The organism is Streptomyces caeni (assembly GCF_042678285.1).
Taxonomy (GTDB): domain Bacteria; phylum Actinomycetota; class Actinomycetes; order Streptomycetales; family Streptomycetaceae; genus Streptomyces; species Streptomyces caeni.
In genome coordinates this window covers 17,719-32,512 of sequence record NZ_JBHUDX010000031.1, presented here as the reverse complement: position 1 = coordinate 32,512, position 14,794 = coordinate 17,719, and the positions used below count along the sequence as shown (strand labels likewise).

Annotated in this window: 13 protein-coding genes and 1 pseudogene; 6 read left to right on the top strand and 8 right to left on the bottom strand. The window is 74.1% G+C overall.

What is annotated here, in order from left to right:
- Positions 1-352: 352 nt before the first annotated feature.
- On the top strand, positions 353-811 hold the full coding sequence (locus ACFSL4_RS13800; RefSeq protein WP_381082210.1) for a pyridoxamine 5'-phosphate oxidase family protein: 459 nt from the start codon (positions 353-355) through the stop codon (positions 809-811).
- On the opposite strand, the gene ACFSL4_RS13795 is transcribed toward ACFSL4_RS13800, so the two are convergent.
- Together ACFSL4_RS13795 and ACFSL4_RS13790 are read right to left on the bottom strand one after the other, a co-directional pair.
- Positions 771-1,607, bottom strand: coding sequence for a universal stress protein (locus ACFSL4_RS13795; protein ID WP_381082208.1), 837 nt, complete (start codon positions 1,605-1,607; stop codon positions 771-773). The two genes, ACFSL4_RS13800 and ACFSL4_RS13795, sit on opposite strands and share 41 nt — an antisense overlap.
- Positions 1,608-1,677: 70 nt before the next feature.
- Positions 1,678-2,586: a universal stress protein gene (locus tag ACFSL4_RS13790; protein WP_381082282.1), complete on the bottom strand. Its 909-nt coding sequence runs from the start codon at positions 2,584-2,586 to the stop codon at positions 1,678-1,680.
- Between the two features lie 413 nt (positions 2,587-2,999).
- On the opposite strand from ACFSL4_RS13790, the gene ACFSL4_RS13785 reads away from it, so the two are divergent.
- Together ACFSL4_RS13785 and ACFSL4_RS13780 are read left to right on the top strand one after the other, a co-directional pair.
- Positions 3,000-3,464, top strand: coding sequence for a cyclic nucleotide-binding domain-containing protein (locus tag ACFSL4_RS13785; protein WP_381082206.1), 465 nt, complete (start codon positions 3,000-3,002; stop codon positions 3,462-3,464).
- Between the two features lie 28 nt (positions 3,465-3,492).
- The gene (locus ACFSL4_RS13780) at positions 3,493-4,218 is read left to right on the top strand and encodes a CBS domain-containing protein (RefSeq protein ID WP_381082204.1); all 726 of its coding nucleotides are present in this window, start codon (positions 3,493-3,495) and stop codon (positions 4,216-4,218) included.
- 182 nt (positions 4,219-4,400) lie between these two features.
- Here the strand turns inward: ACFSL4_RS13780 and ACFSL4_RS13775 are convergent, their stop codons facing one another.
- Positions 4,401-4,988 carry an Rv1733c family protein gene (locus ACFSL4_RS13775; protein WP_381082202.1) on the bottom strand — a complete coding sequence of 196 codons (588 nt, stop codon included), beginning with the start codon at positions 4,986-4,988 and terminating at the stop codon, positions 4,401-4,403.
- A gap of 234 nt (positions 4,989-5,222) precedes the next feature.
- On the opposite strand from ACFSL4_RS13775, the gene ACFSL4_RS13770 reads away from it, so the two are divergent.
- Together ACFSL4_RS13770 and ACFSL4_RS13765 are read left to right on the top strand one after the other, a co-directional pair.
- Complete coding sequence (locus ACFSL4_RS13770; protein ID WP_381082200.1) at positions 5,223-5,924, top strand: response regulator; 702 nt, start codon at positions 5,223-5,225, stop codon at positions 5,922-5,924.
- Positions 5,925-6,079: 155 nt separating this feature from the next.
- On the top strand, positions 6,080-7,081 hold the full coding sequence (locus tag ACFSL4_RS13765) for an Acg family FMN-binding oxidoreductase (RefSeq protein WP_381082198.1): 1,002 nt from the start codon (positions 6,080-6,082) through the stop codon (positions 7,079-7,081).
- Here the strand turns inward: ACFSL4_RS13765 and ACFSL4_RS13760 are convergent.
- Positions 7,067-8,797 (bottom strand): sensor histidine kinase, encoded by a 1,731-nt coding sequence (locus ACFSL4_RS13760; RefSeq protein WP_381082196.1) that lies wholly within the window; start codon positions 8,795-8,797, stop codon positions 7,067-7,069. The two genes, ACFSL4_RS13765 and ACFSL4_RS13760, sit on opposite strands and share 15 nt — an antisense overlap.
- Positions 8,798-9,032: 235 nt before the next feature.
- Here ACFSL4_RS13760 and ACFSL4_RS13755 point away from each other — a divergent pair, with 235 nt between their 5' ends.
- On the top strand, positions 9,033-10,214 hold the full coding sequence (locus tag ACFSL4_RS13755) for an AI-2E family transporter (protein WP_381082194.1): 1,182 nt from the start codon (positions 9,033-9,035) through the stop codon (positions 10,212-10,214).
- A 265-nt stretch (positions 10,215-10,479) separates the two neighbouring features.
- Here ACFSL4_RS13755 and hypE read toward each other — a convergent pair whose 3' ends face one another.
- The 4 genes and pseudogenes from hypE to hypF form a co-directional block, all read right to left on the bottom strand.
- A complete protein-coding gene (gene hypE / locus ACFSL4_RS13750; RefSeq protein WP_381082192.1) occupies positions 10,480-11,556 on the bottom strand; it encodes a hydrogenase expression/formation protein HypE in 1,077 nt (358 codons plus the stop codon).
- Entirely contained in the window at positions 11,549-12,673 is a 1,125-nt protein-coding gene (hypD, locus tag ACFSL4_RS13745) for a hydrogenase formation protein HypD (protein WP_381082190.1), read from the bottom strand. Before hypD ends, hypE begins: the two co-directional genes overlap by 8 nt.
- On the bottom strand, positions 12,670-12,978 hold the full coding sequence (locus tag ACFSL4_RS13740) for a HypC/HybG/HupF family hydrogenase formation chaperone (protein WP_381082188.1): 309 nt from the start codon (positions 12,976-12,978) through the stop codon (positions 12,670-12,672). The genes hypD and ACFSL4_RS13740 overlap by 4 nt, the downstream gene beginning before the upstream one ends.
- A gap of 53 nt (positions 12,979-13,031) precedes the next feature.
- Positions 13,032-14,794: pseudogene (gene hypF / locus ACFSL4_RS13735) on the bottom strand (carbamoyltransferase HypF); the annotation flags it as partial.

Here is a 14,794-nt window from a genome sequence, read left to right as displayed (position 1 = left end):
TCGTGGTGGTGGACATGGGTGTGCTCCTTGTGCGGCTGCCGTGGAGTACCGATCCGGGACGATCCTTGTGCACCGCGCACGGCGCGATCAGCGGCCGGAAGGCCCCTGCGGGGCCCATTGGTCCCCGGCCGGCTGCCCGCTCGGCCCCGTGCGGGGCTCCGCGTCCCGCGCCCGGCCGCCCCGCCGTGGCGGTCACCTACCACAACGGGCCGGGCGCCCCGGTCATCCGGGCCGAACGGCCCTACCGCGCGCCCGCCGGCCCGCCGTTCCATGGAGGCCGCTCCGCCCGTCGCAGAAGGCAGCCGCTTCGCCCGCGACACGGAACGAGGCAGCTACCCGCACGGAAGACACCATGTCCCCCGACACTCCTGAAGCGACCGTCGTGAAGCCACGCCACTCCCTCGACCTCACCGGCGAGGAGGCACTGCGGCTGCTGGGCGAGGTTCCCCTCGGCCGGCTCGTCTTCACCCGGCACGCCCTGCCGACGATCCGGCCCGTCAACCACGTCCTGCACAACGGCGACATCGTCATCCGCACCCAGGAGGGCACGGCTCTGACGTCCCGCGTCCGGGAGGCCGACAGCCGGGGTGTGGTCGTGGCCTACGAGGCCGACTGCATCGATCCCGACTCCCGGCTCGGCTGGAGCGTCGTGGCCACCGGCTACGCGCGCCCCGTCACCGACCCCGGCGAACTGGCCTACTACCGGTCGGTGCTGCGCCCGTGGCTGAGCGGCACCATGGACCAGACGTTCCGCATCCGCCCTGACCTGGTCACGGGCGTCCGGCTCGTCCCCGCGCCCGCCGAGGGGTGACGCCGGCCGCTTCCCGCCCCGCCGGCGGTGGGCGGAACGGCACGGTCACGCCGGGAACGAACAGGACGGGACAGTGGGCCCGGTGCAGGAGCGCCCGGGCGACCGTCCCGAGCCGCCTGCCCGGCCCCGGCGGACCCGGCCGGCCGGCCGCGACGACGAGGTCCGCGGTGCGGCTGGCCTCCACCAGCGCCCGCGCCGACGCTGCGGCCACCCCGGCGTCCGGTGACAGCCATGCGGTGCGCCCGCCGCGCCGGTGCTCCGTCTGTTCCGCCCCGCCGCGCCGCGCCGGGGACCGCAGGACCCGCAACCGGGCGCCCCGCAGTTCCGCCTCCTGAAAGGCGTACGCGGCCGTGTCGGCGTCGGCGGGGTCCTCCAGGCCGACCAGCACCTCCCCGTTCCGGCGCGAGGACACGCCGCCCCTCACCACGAGCAGGGGGCCCGGCGCGTGCGCGGCCAGGCGCATGCTCACCGAACCCAGCAGCGTGCCGGAGATGCTGCCGAGGCCCCGGCAGCCGACGACGGTGAGCGCGGCGTGGCGTGCGCGCTCCACGAGTGCCGCCGCCGAGTGCCCCTCGGCCCCGAGGGTGGTGACGGGGACCTCGGGATGCCGGCGGCGCACCCGCGCGGCGGCCGACGCCAGCACCGGTTCCGCCTCGTCCCGGTCCGGCACGGCGTACACGATCTCCAGGCCGAGGGCGCGCAGGGCCGCCTCCTCGGCGGCTCGGTCCAGTGCGCGTACCGAGACGGCCGAGCCGTCCACGCCGACGGTGACATGCCGGCTGGTCGTGGCGGTCATAAACTCTTCCTCCCCTTGGTCGTCGGCTCCCGGAAGGCGGTCCGGGCGCCGGTTCGGTCCAGGCGCCGGTTCAGGCGTGCGGGACGACGGCGACGGGGCAGCCGACGTGGTGGAGCACGGCCTGGGTGACCGCGCCGATGTGCGTGCCGATCCGGGCGTCCCGCGTCCGGCGCCCGACCACGACGAGAGAGGCGTGCGCGGAGGCACGCACGAGCTCCGGGGCGGCTCGCCCCTCGGAGACGGTCTCGGTCACCGGGACCCCGGGAAACTTCTCGCACCACGGACGCAGCGTCGCGACCACGTCGTGTTCCCGCTCGGCGAGCAGTTCGGGCCCGGCCTCCGGGCCCGTCCGGCCCTGGACGGCGTGGGCCGCCGGGGCTGTGAAGGTGTGGACGACGCGCAGCGAGGCGCCGAGGCGACGGGCGGACTCGAAGGCGAACTCGATCAGCTCGTCGCAGGGGTACCGGGTGTCCAGGCCGAGGACGACGTCGCGGTAGGGGGTCTCGGGTATCTCGTCGGGCGAGACGCCGACGGAGGCCGGCAGGTGTTCGTCGGCGAAGGTCTCGCCCGCGCGTACGAGCACCACGGGACGCGGGCACCGGGCGACGACGCGCTGGGACACCGAACCGACCACGAAGCCCGCGACCCGGCCGAGACCGCGGGACCCGAGCACCAGCAGGCCGGAGTCCCCGGCCGCGTCGAGCAGGGCGGTGACCGCGGAGTCCTGCACCAGCCGGTCCTCGACCGGCAGCCCGGGGTGCGCGGCGCGGACGCTGCCGACCGCCCGTTTCAGGGTCTCCTCCGCCCAGTCCCGCTGGGTCATGCCCATGGGCACGGAGGGCGCCGGTGTCAGCTGCCACGTCCAGGCGTGCACGAGGCGGAGCGCGGCGCCCCGGCGCAGGGCCTCGCGGGCGGCCCAGTGCGCGGCTGCGAGGCTCTCGCTGGATTCGTCGACCCCCGCGGTGACGTGCCGAACCATGGTGCGGACCTCCTCGTCCGGGTTCTCCGGCTCCTCCATCGAGCCTCGGGCACAGGACGTACCCGTGCGCAGGGGCCGCACAGGCCTTTCCTGGGGCCTATCGGCCCATCGTCCCGCCGTGCCGCTCCCTCACGGCGAAGCACCGGGGCGGCCGGGGAGGCGCCCCTGTGGGGCGCGGGGAAGCGCGCGAGCGCCCATCACGGACCCGCGGGCGTGTCGCACCCCCGGCGGGCCGCGGTGCTCCCCCAAGGGTCCGGGAGCGCCGCCCGCGAGGCCCGGCACCCCCGAAGCCCCGGCGTCGCCCGGCCGCACGGTGCCGGACGGCCCGGCCGGGGGGCCAGGTGGCCCATGGCCCGTCAGGCGGCACCGGGACAGGCTGAGAGCGCGGACCCGTATGTCCTCTGGAGGCCGTGATGAACGCTCCCCCGACGACGAGCATGCTCCGCGCACTGCCCGCCGAGCACCGCGAGCGGTTGATGAGCCGCGCTCGTGAGGTGTCCTTCCCTCAGGGAGCGCGTCTGTTCGAGGAAGGCGGGCGCGCCGACCGGTTCTGGATCATCCGCACCGGCACGGTCGACCTGGACATGCATGTGCCGGGCCGCCGCCCCGCCGTCGTCGCCACCCTCGGACGCGACGAACTCCTCGGATGGTCCTGGCTGTTCGCCCCACACGCCTGGCACATGGGCGCGGCGACGACGAGCCCGGTGCGCGCGTACGAGTTCGATGCCGCGACGGTCCGCGCGATGTGCCAGGACGATCCGGCGCTCGGCCTGGGCGTGGCCCAGTGGGTGGGCGGGATCGTGGTCCACCGCCTGGGCTCGGCCCGGACCCGGCTGCTCGACCTCTACGCCCCGTACGGCAGCGGCGGCTTCCGCTGATCGCGCATCTTCAACCGGAGGAGGCTCCATGCTCGGCACCCCGAATATCGTCAGCGATGTGATGACCCATACGGTCGCCGCCGTCGGCCGCCGCGCGGCCTTCAAGGAGATCGTGCGGATGATGCAGGACTGGAAGGTCAGCGCCCTGCCCGTGCTGGAGGGCGAGGGCCGTGTCGTCGGCGTCGTCTCGGAGGCCGACCTGCTGGCCAAGGAGGAATTCCGCGAGAACGTCTCCGGTCTCCTCCCGTCGGGGCCGGGCGCACCCGAGGGTGCCTTCCTCCCGCCGCCGGGCCGGCTCTCCGATCTCGCCAGGGCGGACGCGGTGACCGCCGAGGACCTGATGACCTCCCCGGCCGTGACCATCCGCCCGGACGCCACGCTCGCGCAGGCGGCGCGCGCGATGGCGGTGTCCCGGGTCAAGCGGCTCCCCGTGGTCGACGAGTTGGGCATGCTGCAGGGCATCGTCAGCCGCGCGGACCTGCTGAGGGTGTTCCTGCGCGACGACGAGGAGATCGAGCGGGAGGTCCGGCGCGAGGTCGTCTCACGCCTCTTCCCCTCGGCGGACGTGCGCATAGGTGTGGAGAACGGGGTCGTGACGGTCGGCGGCCGCGTCCGGGACACCTCGCTGGTGCCGGTGGCCGCGCGTCTGGTCAGGGCCGTCGAGGGCGTCGTGGACGTGCGGTTCGACCTCACCGGGCCGGGGGCCGCCGGCGCTGCCGCGGCGGGCGGGGACAAGAGGGCCGCCGCGCCCTGACCGGTGGGGGCCCCGCAGGAGGGGGTGGCGTGCGGGACGGGGCGGCCGGGAGGGCCCGTGCGGCCCGCGGCCCGCGCCGCCGGGAACCGGCTCCTGGGGAACGCCTCGGCCGCCGCGNNNCACGGAGGCGGGGCACCCGGGGTGCCCCGCCTCCGTCCCCCGCCTCCGGGTGGAGCCCGGTGTCAGCTCGTCTTGCGTCGCCACTGCGGCTCGACGCGGGCCCATTCGGCGCCCCAGCTCTCCGTGGCGCGCCGCTCGATCCGCAGGCGCACCACGCGTCCGCCCACGAGAACGGCGAGGCCCCCGGCCGCGGCAACCGCGGCCCCGGTCAGGACGACCCGTGCGGCGGCCTCCGACGCGCTCAGCGGGGCGGACACCAGGTGGCCGTGCCCGTCGGTCCACGCCGGTACCCCGGTGCCGGCCTTCACTCCCGTCTCCACGCTCGTGGTGCCGGTGCGGACGGCGCCGTCGCCGTCGGTCCAGCGGACCTTCGCCTGCACATGGTCGTAGCGGGATCCGGTGGCCGGGTCCCGCGGGTCCTCCGACGTGGTCTGCAGCAGGACCGCGGCGACCGGCTGCCGCTGCTGCCGCTGCTGGTCCACCGCCTCGCCCACGGCATGGGCGCCCAGGGCCCCGGCGGCGGTCCCGCCGGCCACGGCGACCAGCCAGGTGGCCAGCACGACCCAGCCCTCCACGGCGTCGCTGTGCCGTCGCAGCGGATTGCGCCGCCACCGCCACGCCAGGACCGTCCCGCGCCTGACCTTCCGCATCGGTCGCACCCCCTCCCGGGCTCCCGGGCCCGACGGCCCGGACACTGTGAGGAAGATCCCACCCCCCGGCCGATCTCCGCGAGGGGTCTCAGGGCCATGACGAGAGGGCCGGTGAGGGAGCATTGTGGGGGGAGCACTGGGGCCGGACGGCCCTGGTACGTCCGGTACCGACAACCGATCCTCGTCGGCACCGGCACTCCGCAGTCTGTCCGCACCGGAAAACGAGAGGTCCTCATGGACGAGGCACGTACCTTCACCGAGGAGAACCCGATTCGGGTCTTCCTGCTGGACGACCACGAGGTCGTACGACGCGGCCTGGCCGACCTGCTGGACGCCGAACCGGACATCTCGGTGGTCGGCGACGCCGACACGGTCGAGCACGCTCTCGCCCGTGGGCCGGCGGTGCGGCCGCACGTGGCCGTTCTCGACGTGCGCCTCCCGGACGGCGACGGCATCACCGTCTGCCGCGAACTGCGCAGCCGGATGCCGGAGCTGGCCTGTCTGATGCTGACCTCGTTCGACGACGAGGACGCGCTGCTGGACGCCATCATGGCCGGCGCCTCGGGCTATGTGCTCAAGCAGATCAGGGGCTCCGACCTGGTCTCGGCGGTACGCACCGTGGCCTCCGGGCAGTCCATGCTCGACCCGGCGACGACCGCGCGGCTGATGCACTCGCTGCGCGCCGACCCGGCCGAACAGCCGGCCACCTCACCGGAACTGGCGAGCCTGTCCCCGCGCGAGCGGGACATCCTCGCGCTGATCGGGGACGGCCTCACCAACCGTGAGATCGGCAAGAAGCTCTACCTGTCGGAGAAGACCGTCAAGAACCACATCTCCCGCCTGCTGGCCAAGCTCGGCGTCCAGCGACGCGTCCAGGCCGCGGTCCTCGCCTCCCAGCTGGAACCGCAGGAGTCCGGGGAGCACACCGCCCGGTGAGCCGGGGCCCGGGCCGCCCCGCCGGGTGGGTCCGGGCCCTTCGGGACCCCATGAGGCCGCATGGCCCCTGCACACTCCCCGCACCCCGCGCCACGCTGGTGGCCGGTCACCGACTAGCCCACCGGCCTGCCGGCAGGGGGCGGGGAGGAGTTCCGATGACCACTGCGACTCTCGACGTCGCGACCCTGGAGACCCTGGTCTCTGCGGCCGTCGCCGCACCCTCCATCCTCAACACCCAGCCGTGGCGCTTCCGCCTCGATCCGGACACCGTCACGGTGGAGATCCGCGCCGCGACGGAACGCGGCCTGCGCCATATCGACCCGACGGGGCGTGCCCTGCACCTCTCCGTGGGCTGCGCGGTCCTCAATCTGCGGGTGGCCGTCGCGCACTTCGGCTGGGAGCCGGTCACCCGGCTGCTGCCCAGGCCCGAGGAGCCTGACCTGCTGGCGACGGTACGGCTGGCCGGACCGGCCAGGAACTCCACGGCCCCCCGGCTGTACGACGCCGTGTGGCGCCGGCACAGCAGCCGGTTCCCGTTCTCGGAGCGGCCGCTGCCCTCCGCCGTGCTCACCGAACTCGGCGAGGCCGCCCGCGCCGAGGGGGCGCTGCTGAGCCGTCCCGTGCCGCGCGACACCGACCGTCTGCTGCGGCTCACCTGGGAGGCGGAGCGCCGCAACACCGCCGACGCGGACCGGGCCGCGGAGAGCCGCCACTGGGTGCAGGACGGACCGGGGTCCGCGGCCCTCGGCATGGCGCCCGGGACGCTGGGGCCCCAGGACTTCCGGGACCGGATCCCGATGCGGGACTTCGGTGCCCACCGGCACCCGGCGGCGCTGCCGTCCCGGCCCTTCGAGACCCGTCCGCTGCTCGCCACGGTGACCACCGCGCACGACCGGCGCGCGGACTGGCTGCGCGCCGGTCAGGCGCTGGAGCGCGTGCTGCTGGTGGCCACCGCCCGCGGGGTACGGGCTTCCCTGCTCCACCAGGCGCTGGAGTGGCCCGACCTGCGCGACGAGCTAGGATCGCGGTCGGGCGAGAGCCGGGACCACGTCCAGATGGTGCTCCGTCTCGGGTACGGCCCGGAGGGTCCCCCGTCGCCGCGCCGCACGGCGCGGCAGGAGCTGGTGGAGGACGCCGCGCGGTCAGTCCTGCGCTGAGCCCACCGGCACCCGCCACACCAGCCGTGTCCCGCCGCCCTCCTGGCACTCGCCCACGGCGAACGTTCCGCCCAGGGCAACGGCCCGCTCCTGAAGGTTCCGCAGCCCGCTGCGCGCCACGCCCTCCGGGACTCCACAGCCGTCGTCGGCCACCGTGAGCATCAACTCGCCCTCGGCGCACCGCAGATGGACGTCCATGGAGCGGGCCCCGGAGTGCCGCGCCGCATTGCTCAGAGCCTCGCCGAGAACCGCGATCACATGGTCGGCCACATCGCCGGGGACATCGGTGTCCACGAGCCCCTCGATACGCAGTGCGGGCGGGAACCCCAGCGATTGGGCGGACGCCGTCACCGCCTCGGACACCCGCCTGCGCAGGCCGGCCTCCTCCTTCGCTCCGCCGTGCGTGCGCAGTCCGAAGATCGTGGACCGAATGATCTTGATGGTCTCGTCGAGGTCCTCGACGGTCCGCATCAAGCGGTCGACGGCCTCGGGGTGGTCGACGAAGCGCTGGGTGCTCTGCAGGGTCATACCCGCCGCGAACAGCCGCTGGATCGCCAGGTCGTGCAGATCGCGGGCGATCCGGTCGCGGTCCTGCAGCAGTGTGATCCGCTCCGCGTCCCGGCGCCGCTCGGCGAGTTCCAGCGCCAGCGCCGCCTGCCCCGCGAATCCGAGCAGGGGGCCGGAGTCGGAATCCGCGAACGGCGTACGGCCCGCCGCGCGGCCGAGCAGCAGCACCCCGATCGACTTGCCGCCCGCGTTCAGCGGCACGCCGACCACGGGCCCCAGCCCGGCCCACAGGTCCGTGGCCGCGCCGATCCGGGGGTCCTGTCCGATGTCCGCGCTGATCAAGGGGTCGGAGGCGCCCAGTGCGGCTTCCACGAAACCGTCCTCGCCGGACATCACCAGGCCGCGCCGCCGCTCGGCTTGGATGCCGACGGCGAGCAGGGGCCGCAGCACGTCCTCGCCGGGCACGCGCTCGGCGAGCATCCCGACGTCGGCGGAGGCGATCTCCCGCGCCTGTTCGACGATCAGCTCCAGCACGTCGGCGCTCGGGGCGCCCGACAGCAGGGCGCTGGTGACCTCGGAACTCGCCCGCAGCCATCGTTCACGCAGCCGCGTCTCCTCGTACAGCCGGGCGTTCTCGATGGCGACGCCGGCCGCCACCGCCAGGGTGGAGAGCACCGATTCGTCGTCGGCGTCGAACTCCGAGCCGCTGCGCTTCTCGGTGAGGTAGAGGTTCCCGAAGACCTGGTCACGCACCCGGATGGGCACGCCGAGGAAGGAGCCCATCGGCGGGTGGTGGGCCGGGAAGCCGTAGGAGGCCGGGTGCTCGGAGATCCGGGCGAGGCGCAGCGGCTCGGGGTGCCGGATCAGCTGCCCGAGGATGCCGTGCCCGCTGGGCGGCGCCCCGATCCTGGCCCGGTCCTCCTCGCTGATGCCGGCGGTGTGGAACTCGGCGAGCGTGTTGTCCTCGCCGATCACGCCCAGCGCCCCGTACCCGGCGTCCACGAGGACGACCGCCGAGTCGACGATGGCCCGCAGCACCTGCGGCAGATCGAGCTCCCGGCCGACCGACAGCACCGCCTCCAGCAGGCTGTGCACCCGGTCCTGGGTACCCCGTGCCGCGTCGATGCGCGCCTGCAGCTCGTCCAGCAGTTCGTCCAGCCGCAGCTTGGGCAGCTGCTGCTCCGAACGCCGTCGCCCATCCCCGCTCATCGCTTCCTCCGACCGGCTCGCGCAGACGTGGTGCGGATCGACAGCGAACCCTCAGGTCATCACGATACTGGCTGGGATACCGAAGTGAGGACCTGCGATCACGTTCAGTAGACCTCTGGCCTCTTCCTATGACGTGCGGCTTCATGTAGGGGCGTCCCCGTCGGACGGGCGCGTTGCGGACCGCCCCATGTCCGCTTTACCCCTACTGTGCTATGAGATGACCAATGGTCAGGACATGGGAGAGGCAGTGGCGGATGCGGGCGGCCCGGCGGCCGGACCGGGGCGAGCACGCCGGCCCGGCGCCGTCGTGCTGGGCAGCCGGCCCTCCCGCTCCCTGCGCGCCGTCCGCCGTGCCCGGCCCGGCCGGGGCGCGGTCGCCGAGCGCACCGTTCCGTGGCTGCGCGTCGCCGCCGCCTACGCCTGGCGCGTGCTCCTCGTCGGATTGGTCGTCTACGGCGTCTTCACCGTCCTCGGACGCTTCCAGCTCATCGCCGTGGCGCTGTTCCTCGCGCTCGTCATCACCTCGCTCATGCGCCCCCCGACCGACCTGCTGAGCCGGTGGCTGCCGCGGTCCCTGAGCGTCGCGCTCTCCCTCATCGTCAGCATCCTGCTGCTGTTCGCGCTGCTCGCCCTCGTCGCCGACGCCGTGGTGAGCGAGTGGACGAAACTGACCGGGGAGTTCCGCCACGGCGTCCGGCAGATCGAACAGTGGCTCCAGCGCCCGCCGTTCCGGCTCAGCGCCGCCCGGCTCACCGAGCTGCAGCAACAGATCGTCTCCTATGCGGCCTCCCACCGGTCCGCCCTCCTCAGCAGCGCCGTCAGCGGCATCGGCCGGGTCGTCGAAGTGGTCACCGGCGGGGCGCTCGCGCTCTTCTCGGCGATCTTCTTCATCCATTCCGGCGACCGCATGTGGTGCTGGACGCGCGACCAGTTCCTGCCGCAGGCCGCCCGGCCGGTGTGGGACCGGGCCGGGCGCGCGGCCTGGCGGACGTTCGCCGGGTACACACGGGGCATCATCATCGTGGCCGCCACCAACGCGGTGCTCGTCGGCATCGCCCTGTTCGTGCTGCGGGTGCCGCTCGCGCTGCCGCTCACCCTGCTGGAGTTCTTCGCCGCGTTCGTGCCGCTCATCGGCTCACCGGTCGCACTCGGCGTGGCCACGGTCGTCGCCCTCGCCGGGCGCGGTCCGCTCACGGCCGCGGGGGTCCTGCTGCTCATCGTCTTCATCGGCCAGTTGGAGGGGCACGTCCTGCATCCTCTGGTGATGAGCTGGGCCGTCAGCCTGCACCCGGTCGTCGTCGCCGTGTCCGTGATCGGCGGCAGCATCGTCGCAGGCGTGATCGGCGCCGTCGTCGCGGTCCCGCTCGTGTCCGTCGCCTGGGCGGTGCTGCAGGCGCTGCGCGCGAGGCCCCCGTGACGGCCGCGGGGGGGAGCGGGACCCGCGCCGCCGTGCCCCGCGGGGAGTGCCGTGTGAGCGCCGTGTCACGCCGTTGCGCCGCGGTGGGCGCGGACGGAACGGCACCCGTGCAGGCCGTTCGCACGGATGTCACGGATGCAGGCGTGCACGGCGGCCGGCAGCAGATCACCCACCGGAGCGCCTGATGCCGATGCGCATCCGTCCCCCGATGCCCTTGCCACACGCCCGCCGGGGTCGTAGCGGGGCCGGGCACGGGGCACCGGAATCAGCAGATCCTCGGCAGCTGCTCCCCGATCGGCATGTCGACCACACGGGTGCCGCCAAGCCCGGTGCGGGCCACCACCATGCCCGGATGGTCCGCCACGGCCTCGCCGATGATCCTGGACTCCCCGCCCAGCGGGTGCGAGCGCATCGCCTGCAGGACGGCGTCGGCGTGCTCGCGCGGCACGAACGCCACCAGCTTGCCCTCGTTGGCGACGTAGAGGGGGTCAAGGCCCAGCATGGCGCACGCGTTGGCGACGGCCGGCGGGACCGGGACCTCGCGCTCGCTGATGACGGTCCCGGTGCCCGAGGCCGTCGCGATCTCGTTCAGCGCGGCCGCGAGCCCGCCCCTGGTGGGATCGCGCAGCACGTGCAGATCCGGGGTGACGGCGAGCATGGCGTCGACCAGTCCCCCGAGCGCGGCGCAGTCGCTCTCGATCTCCACACCGAATTCCAGGCCCTCGCGCACACTCATGATCGCCACACCGTGCACTCCGACGGCACCGCTGACGATCACGACGTCGCCCGGGACCACCCGCTGCGGCCGCAGGTCGACGCCCGCGGGGATGAGCCCGATGCCGGCCGTGTTGACGAAGACGCCGTCCCCGTGGCCGGCCTCCACCACCTTGGTGTCGCCCGTCGCCACCTCGACGCCGGCGGCCCGCGCGGCCGCGCCGAGCGCGTCGGCGACACGGGCGACCGTCTCCAGTTCGACGCCTTCCTCCAGGATGAAACCGCAGGAGAGGTACGCCGCCCGGGCGCCGCTCATCGCAAGGTCGTTGACGGTGCCGTTGACGGCCAGGTCGCCGATGCTGCCGCCGGGGAAGAACAGCGGCCGCACCACGAACGAGTCGGTGGACAGGGCCAGCCGGAGACCGCCGAGCGACACCGCGGCGGCATCACCGAGCTGGGCGAGCGCATCCCCGCCGAAAGCGGGCGCGAACACGTGCCGGACCAGTTCGGCGGAGAGCGCACCGCCTCCGCCGTGCCCCATGACGATGCGGGGCTGGTCGCGCAACGGAGCCGGGCAGGTCCAGGCCGCCGGGTCCGGGATCGGCTGCAGGTCGAGGGTGTCAGCCAACGGGGGTCGCCTCCCGGGCCGCGGGGGTGGTGTCCAGGCGCCGGTAGAGGTAGTACGCGGCGCAGGCGCCCTCGCTGGAGACCATCGTGGCTCCGAGCGGGGTGCGGGGGGTGCACAGGGTGGCGAACGCCTCGCACTCGTGCGGCTTGATCAGGCCCTGCAGGACCTCGCCGCTGCGGCACGCGGCCGGTTCCCGGGTTCTGATGCCGCCGACCGAGAAGCGGTGCTCGGCGTCGTACTCGCGGTACTTCTCCGACAGGCGCCAGCCGCTGTCCGGGATCACACCGATGCCGCGCCAGGCGCGGTCGGTGACCTCGAAGACGTCCTCCAGCATGGCCTTTGCGGCCGGATTGCCCTCGGCGGGGACGGCACGCGGGTAGGCGTTGTCGACCGTGTGTTCGCCGCGCTCCAGCTGCACCACGGTCCGGCGCACGCCCTCCAGGATGTCAAGGGGCTCGAACCCGGTCACGACGATCGGTACGCGGTGGCGCTCGGCCAGTTCCGGGTACTCGTCCACGCCCATCACGCTGCACACGTGCCCGGCCGCCAGAAACCCCTGCACCCGGCAGTGCGGGGATCTCATGACGGCCTCGATGGCGGGGGGCACGCGGACATGGGACACCAGGAGGCTGAAGTTGGGGATGCCGAGCCTGCGGGCCTGATACACCGTCATCGCGTTGGGGGGCGCGGTCGTCTCGAAGCCGATACCGAAGAACACCACCTCCCGGCCGGGGTTCTGCCGGGCGATCCGCAGGGCGTCCAGCGGCGAGTAGACGACCCGTACGTCGCCGCCCTCCCCGCGCACCTGGAACAGGTCGCGTCCGGTGCCGGGCACCCGGAGCATGTCGCCGAACGAGCAGAAGATCACCTCCGGGCGGGAGGCGATCTCCAGGGCCTTGTCGATGACTTCCAGGGGGGTCACGCACACGGGGCAGCCGGGCCCGTGGATCAGTTCGACCCGGTCGGGCAGGAGCTGGTCGATGCCGTGGCGGATGATGGTGTGCGTCTGACCGCCGCAGACCTCCATCAGCGCCCAGGGCCTGGTCACCGTGGCATGGATCTCGTCGAGGAGCCGGCGCGCCAGATCCGGGTCCTGGAACTCTTCGATGTACTTCAATTCCGCGCCTCCTCGCACGCGGGCGGGAGCTTCCCGCCCGCCTCTGCGGCCATGTCCCATGGGTCGCCGAACTCCTCCTGCAGCATGCCGAGGGTTTCGAACAGTTCGAGCGTCTGCTTCGCCGACTCCTCGTCCAGGCGCTGCAGGGCGAAACCGACGTGGACGACGGCGTACTCGCCGACCTGGAGGTCGGGCAGGTACTCCAGGCACACCTCCTTGACCACGCCGCCGAAGTCGACTCTGGCCATCCGGGTACCGTCGCGTTCCTCGATGTCCAGCACTCTGCCGGGTACCGCCAGGCACATGGGCCTCTCCTCGCTGTGGGTGGTGCGTCGCCCGGCGCTGCCGGGGCGGCTCGTCAGTCGGGGGATCCGGTGCGCTCCTCCACGCGGGCGGCCACCACGAGCTGGCCGAGGGCCAGGCCGCCGTCTCCCGGCGGGACCAGGTGGTGGCGCAGCACCGTGAAGCCGTCGGCGCCGAGGGCCGCGGCGCAGTCGGAGGAGAGCAGGGAGTTGAGGAACACGCCGCCGGTCAGGGCGACGGTGTCCACCCCGTGCGTGTCCCGGGCCGACACGCAGACGCGGTGGACGAGGCCGGTGACGGCCCGGTGGAAGCGGGCCGCGACCAGGGCCGGTGCCACGCCCGCCCGCAGGTCGCCGGCGATCGCCGCGAGAACGGGCCCCGGATCGGCCCGCAGCGGGCCGCCGCCCGGCTGCGGTGCCATGACGGCGAACGTGTAGGCGGCGGTGTCGCCGGCCGGCGCCCGCAGCGCGGCCGCCTCCAGTTCGACGGCTGCCTGGGCCTCGTATCCGGCCCGGTGGCAGATGCCGGTGAGGGACGACACCGCGTCGAAGAGCCGACCCATGCTGGAGGTGGGGACGCAGTTCAGGTTCCGCTCCAACTGCCGCTGAAGGACACGCCGTTCGTCGGGCGGGCAGGCGGCCGTGCAGGCCAGGTCGTCCGACCAGCCGATGCCGGCCGCGCGCAGGTGGGCCAGGGCCGTGCGGTAGGGCCGGTGCACCGCGGCGTCGCCCCCGGGCAGCGGTACGTACGCGAGGTGCGCGAGGCGGGTGAAGCCCTCGTAGTCGGCGAGCAGGAACTCCCCGCCCCACACCGCCCCGTCGTCGCCGTATCCGGTGCCGTCGAAGGCGACGCCCAGCACCGGCCGGCCGCCGTCGAGTCCCTGCTCGGCCATCGCGGAGGCGACGTGGGCGTGGTGATGCTGGACCCGGACGACCGGCCGGCCCGCCGCGCTGCGCAGAGCCCACCGGGCGGAGCGGTAGCCGGGATGCCGGTCGGCGACCAGCAGCCGCGGCCGTACCGGGGTGATCGACTCCATTTGTGCCACGGCCCGTTCGAAGGCCCGCTGGGTGGCGAGGTCGTCCATGTCGCCGATGTGGGCGGACAGCCACGCCCGGCGGCCCTCGGCGAGGCAGAACGCGTTCTTGAGGTCTCCCCCGACGGCCAGAGCGGGGCGCACCGGCACCGGAAGGACCAGCGGCAGGGGCGCGTACCCGCGGGCACGACGCACGGGCAGCGGTCTGCCGTCGCACACGCGCACCACGGAGTCGTCGCAGGGCACATGGATCGGCCGGTCGTGCGTGAGCCAGGCGTCGGCCAGGTGCGCCAGCCTGCGCAGCGCCTCGCCGTCGTCGGTGACGATCGGTTCGCCGGACACGTTGCCGCTGGTCATGACGAGCAGCCTGGGGCCCTCGGCATCGCCGGGGAGGCCGAACAGCAGCCGGTGCAGGGGGGTGTAGGGCAGCATGACCCCGAGGTCGGGGCTGCCGGGTGCGACGGTCTCGGCCGGCCACGGGCGGTCCGGCGCGGACGGGGTGTCCGTGCGGCGGCGCAACAGCACGATGGGCCGGGTGCTGCCGGTGAGCAGGCCGCGCTCCTCCGGAGCGAGCCGCACGAGGTGCTCGATGTCGTCGAGGCCCCCGGCCATGACGGCGAACGGCTTGTTCCCCCGGTCCTTGCGCCGGCGCAGCCGGGCTACGGCGGCGGGATCGGTGGCGTCGCAGGCCAGGTGGTAGCCGCCCAGGCCCTTGACGGCGAGGATCGCGCCGCTCGCCAGGAGCCTTCGGGCCCCGGCCACCGGATCGGCGTCCGCGGCCGGCC

Excerpts from the sequence above, each read along its gene's own strand:
- ACFSL4_RS13785 (WP_381082206.1), top strand. The coding sequence starts at position 3,000 with ATGAACGCTCCCCCGACGACGAGCATGCTCCGCGCACTGCCCGCCGAG.
- ACFSL4_RS13775 (WP_381082202.1), bottom strand. The coding sequence starts at position 4,988 with ATGCGGAAGGTCAGGCGCGGGACGGTCCTGGCGTGGCGGTGGCGGCGC.
- ACFSL4_RS13790 (WP_381082282.1), bottom strand. The coding sequence starts at position 2,586 with ATGGTTCGGCACGTCACCGCGGGGGTCGACGAATCCAGCGAGAGCCTC.
- ACFSL4_RS13755 (WP_381082194.1), top strand. The coding sequence starts at position 9,033 with ATGGGAGAGGCAGTGGCGGATGCGGGCGGCCCGGCGGCCGGACCGGGG.
- ACFSL4_RS13740 (WP_381082188.1), bottom strand. The coding sequence starts at position 12,978 with ATGTGCCTGGCGGTACCCGGCAGAGTGCTGGACATCGAGGAACGCGAC.
- ACFSL4_RS13795 (WP_381082208.1), bottom strand. The coding sequence starts at position 1,607 with ATGACCGCCACGACCAGCCGGCATGTCACCGTCGGCGTGGACGGCTCG.
- ACFSL4_RS13780 (WP_381082204.1), top strand. The coding sequence starts at position 3,493 with ATGCTCGGCACCCCGAATATCGTCAGCGATGTGATGACCCATACGGTC.
- ACFSL4_RS13765 (WP_381082198.1), top strand. The coding sequence starts at position 6,080 with ATGACCACTGCGACTCTCGACGTCGCGACCCTGGAGACCCTGGTCTCT.
- ACFSL4_RS13770 (WP_381082200.1), top strand. The coding sequence starts at position 5,223 with ATGGACGAGGCACGTACCTTCACCGAGGAGAACCCGATTCGGGTCTTC.
- ACFSL4_RS13760 (WP_381082196.1), bottom strand. The coding sequence starts at position 8,797 with ATGAGCGGGGATGGGCGACGGCGTTCGGAGCAGCAGCTGCCCAAGCTG.
- ACFSL4_RS13800 (WP_381082210.1), top strand. The coding sequence starts at position 353 with ATGTCCCCCGACACTCCTGAAGCGACCGTCGTGAAGCCACGCCACTCC.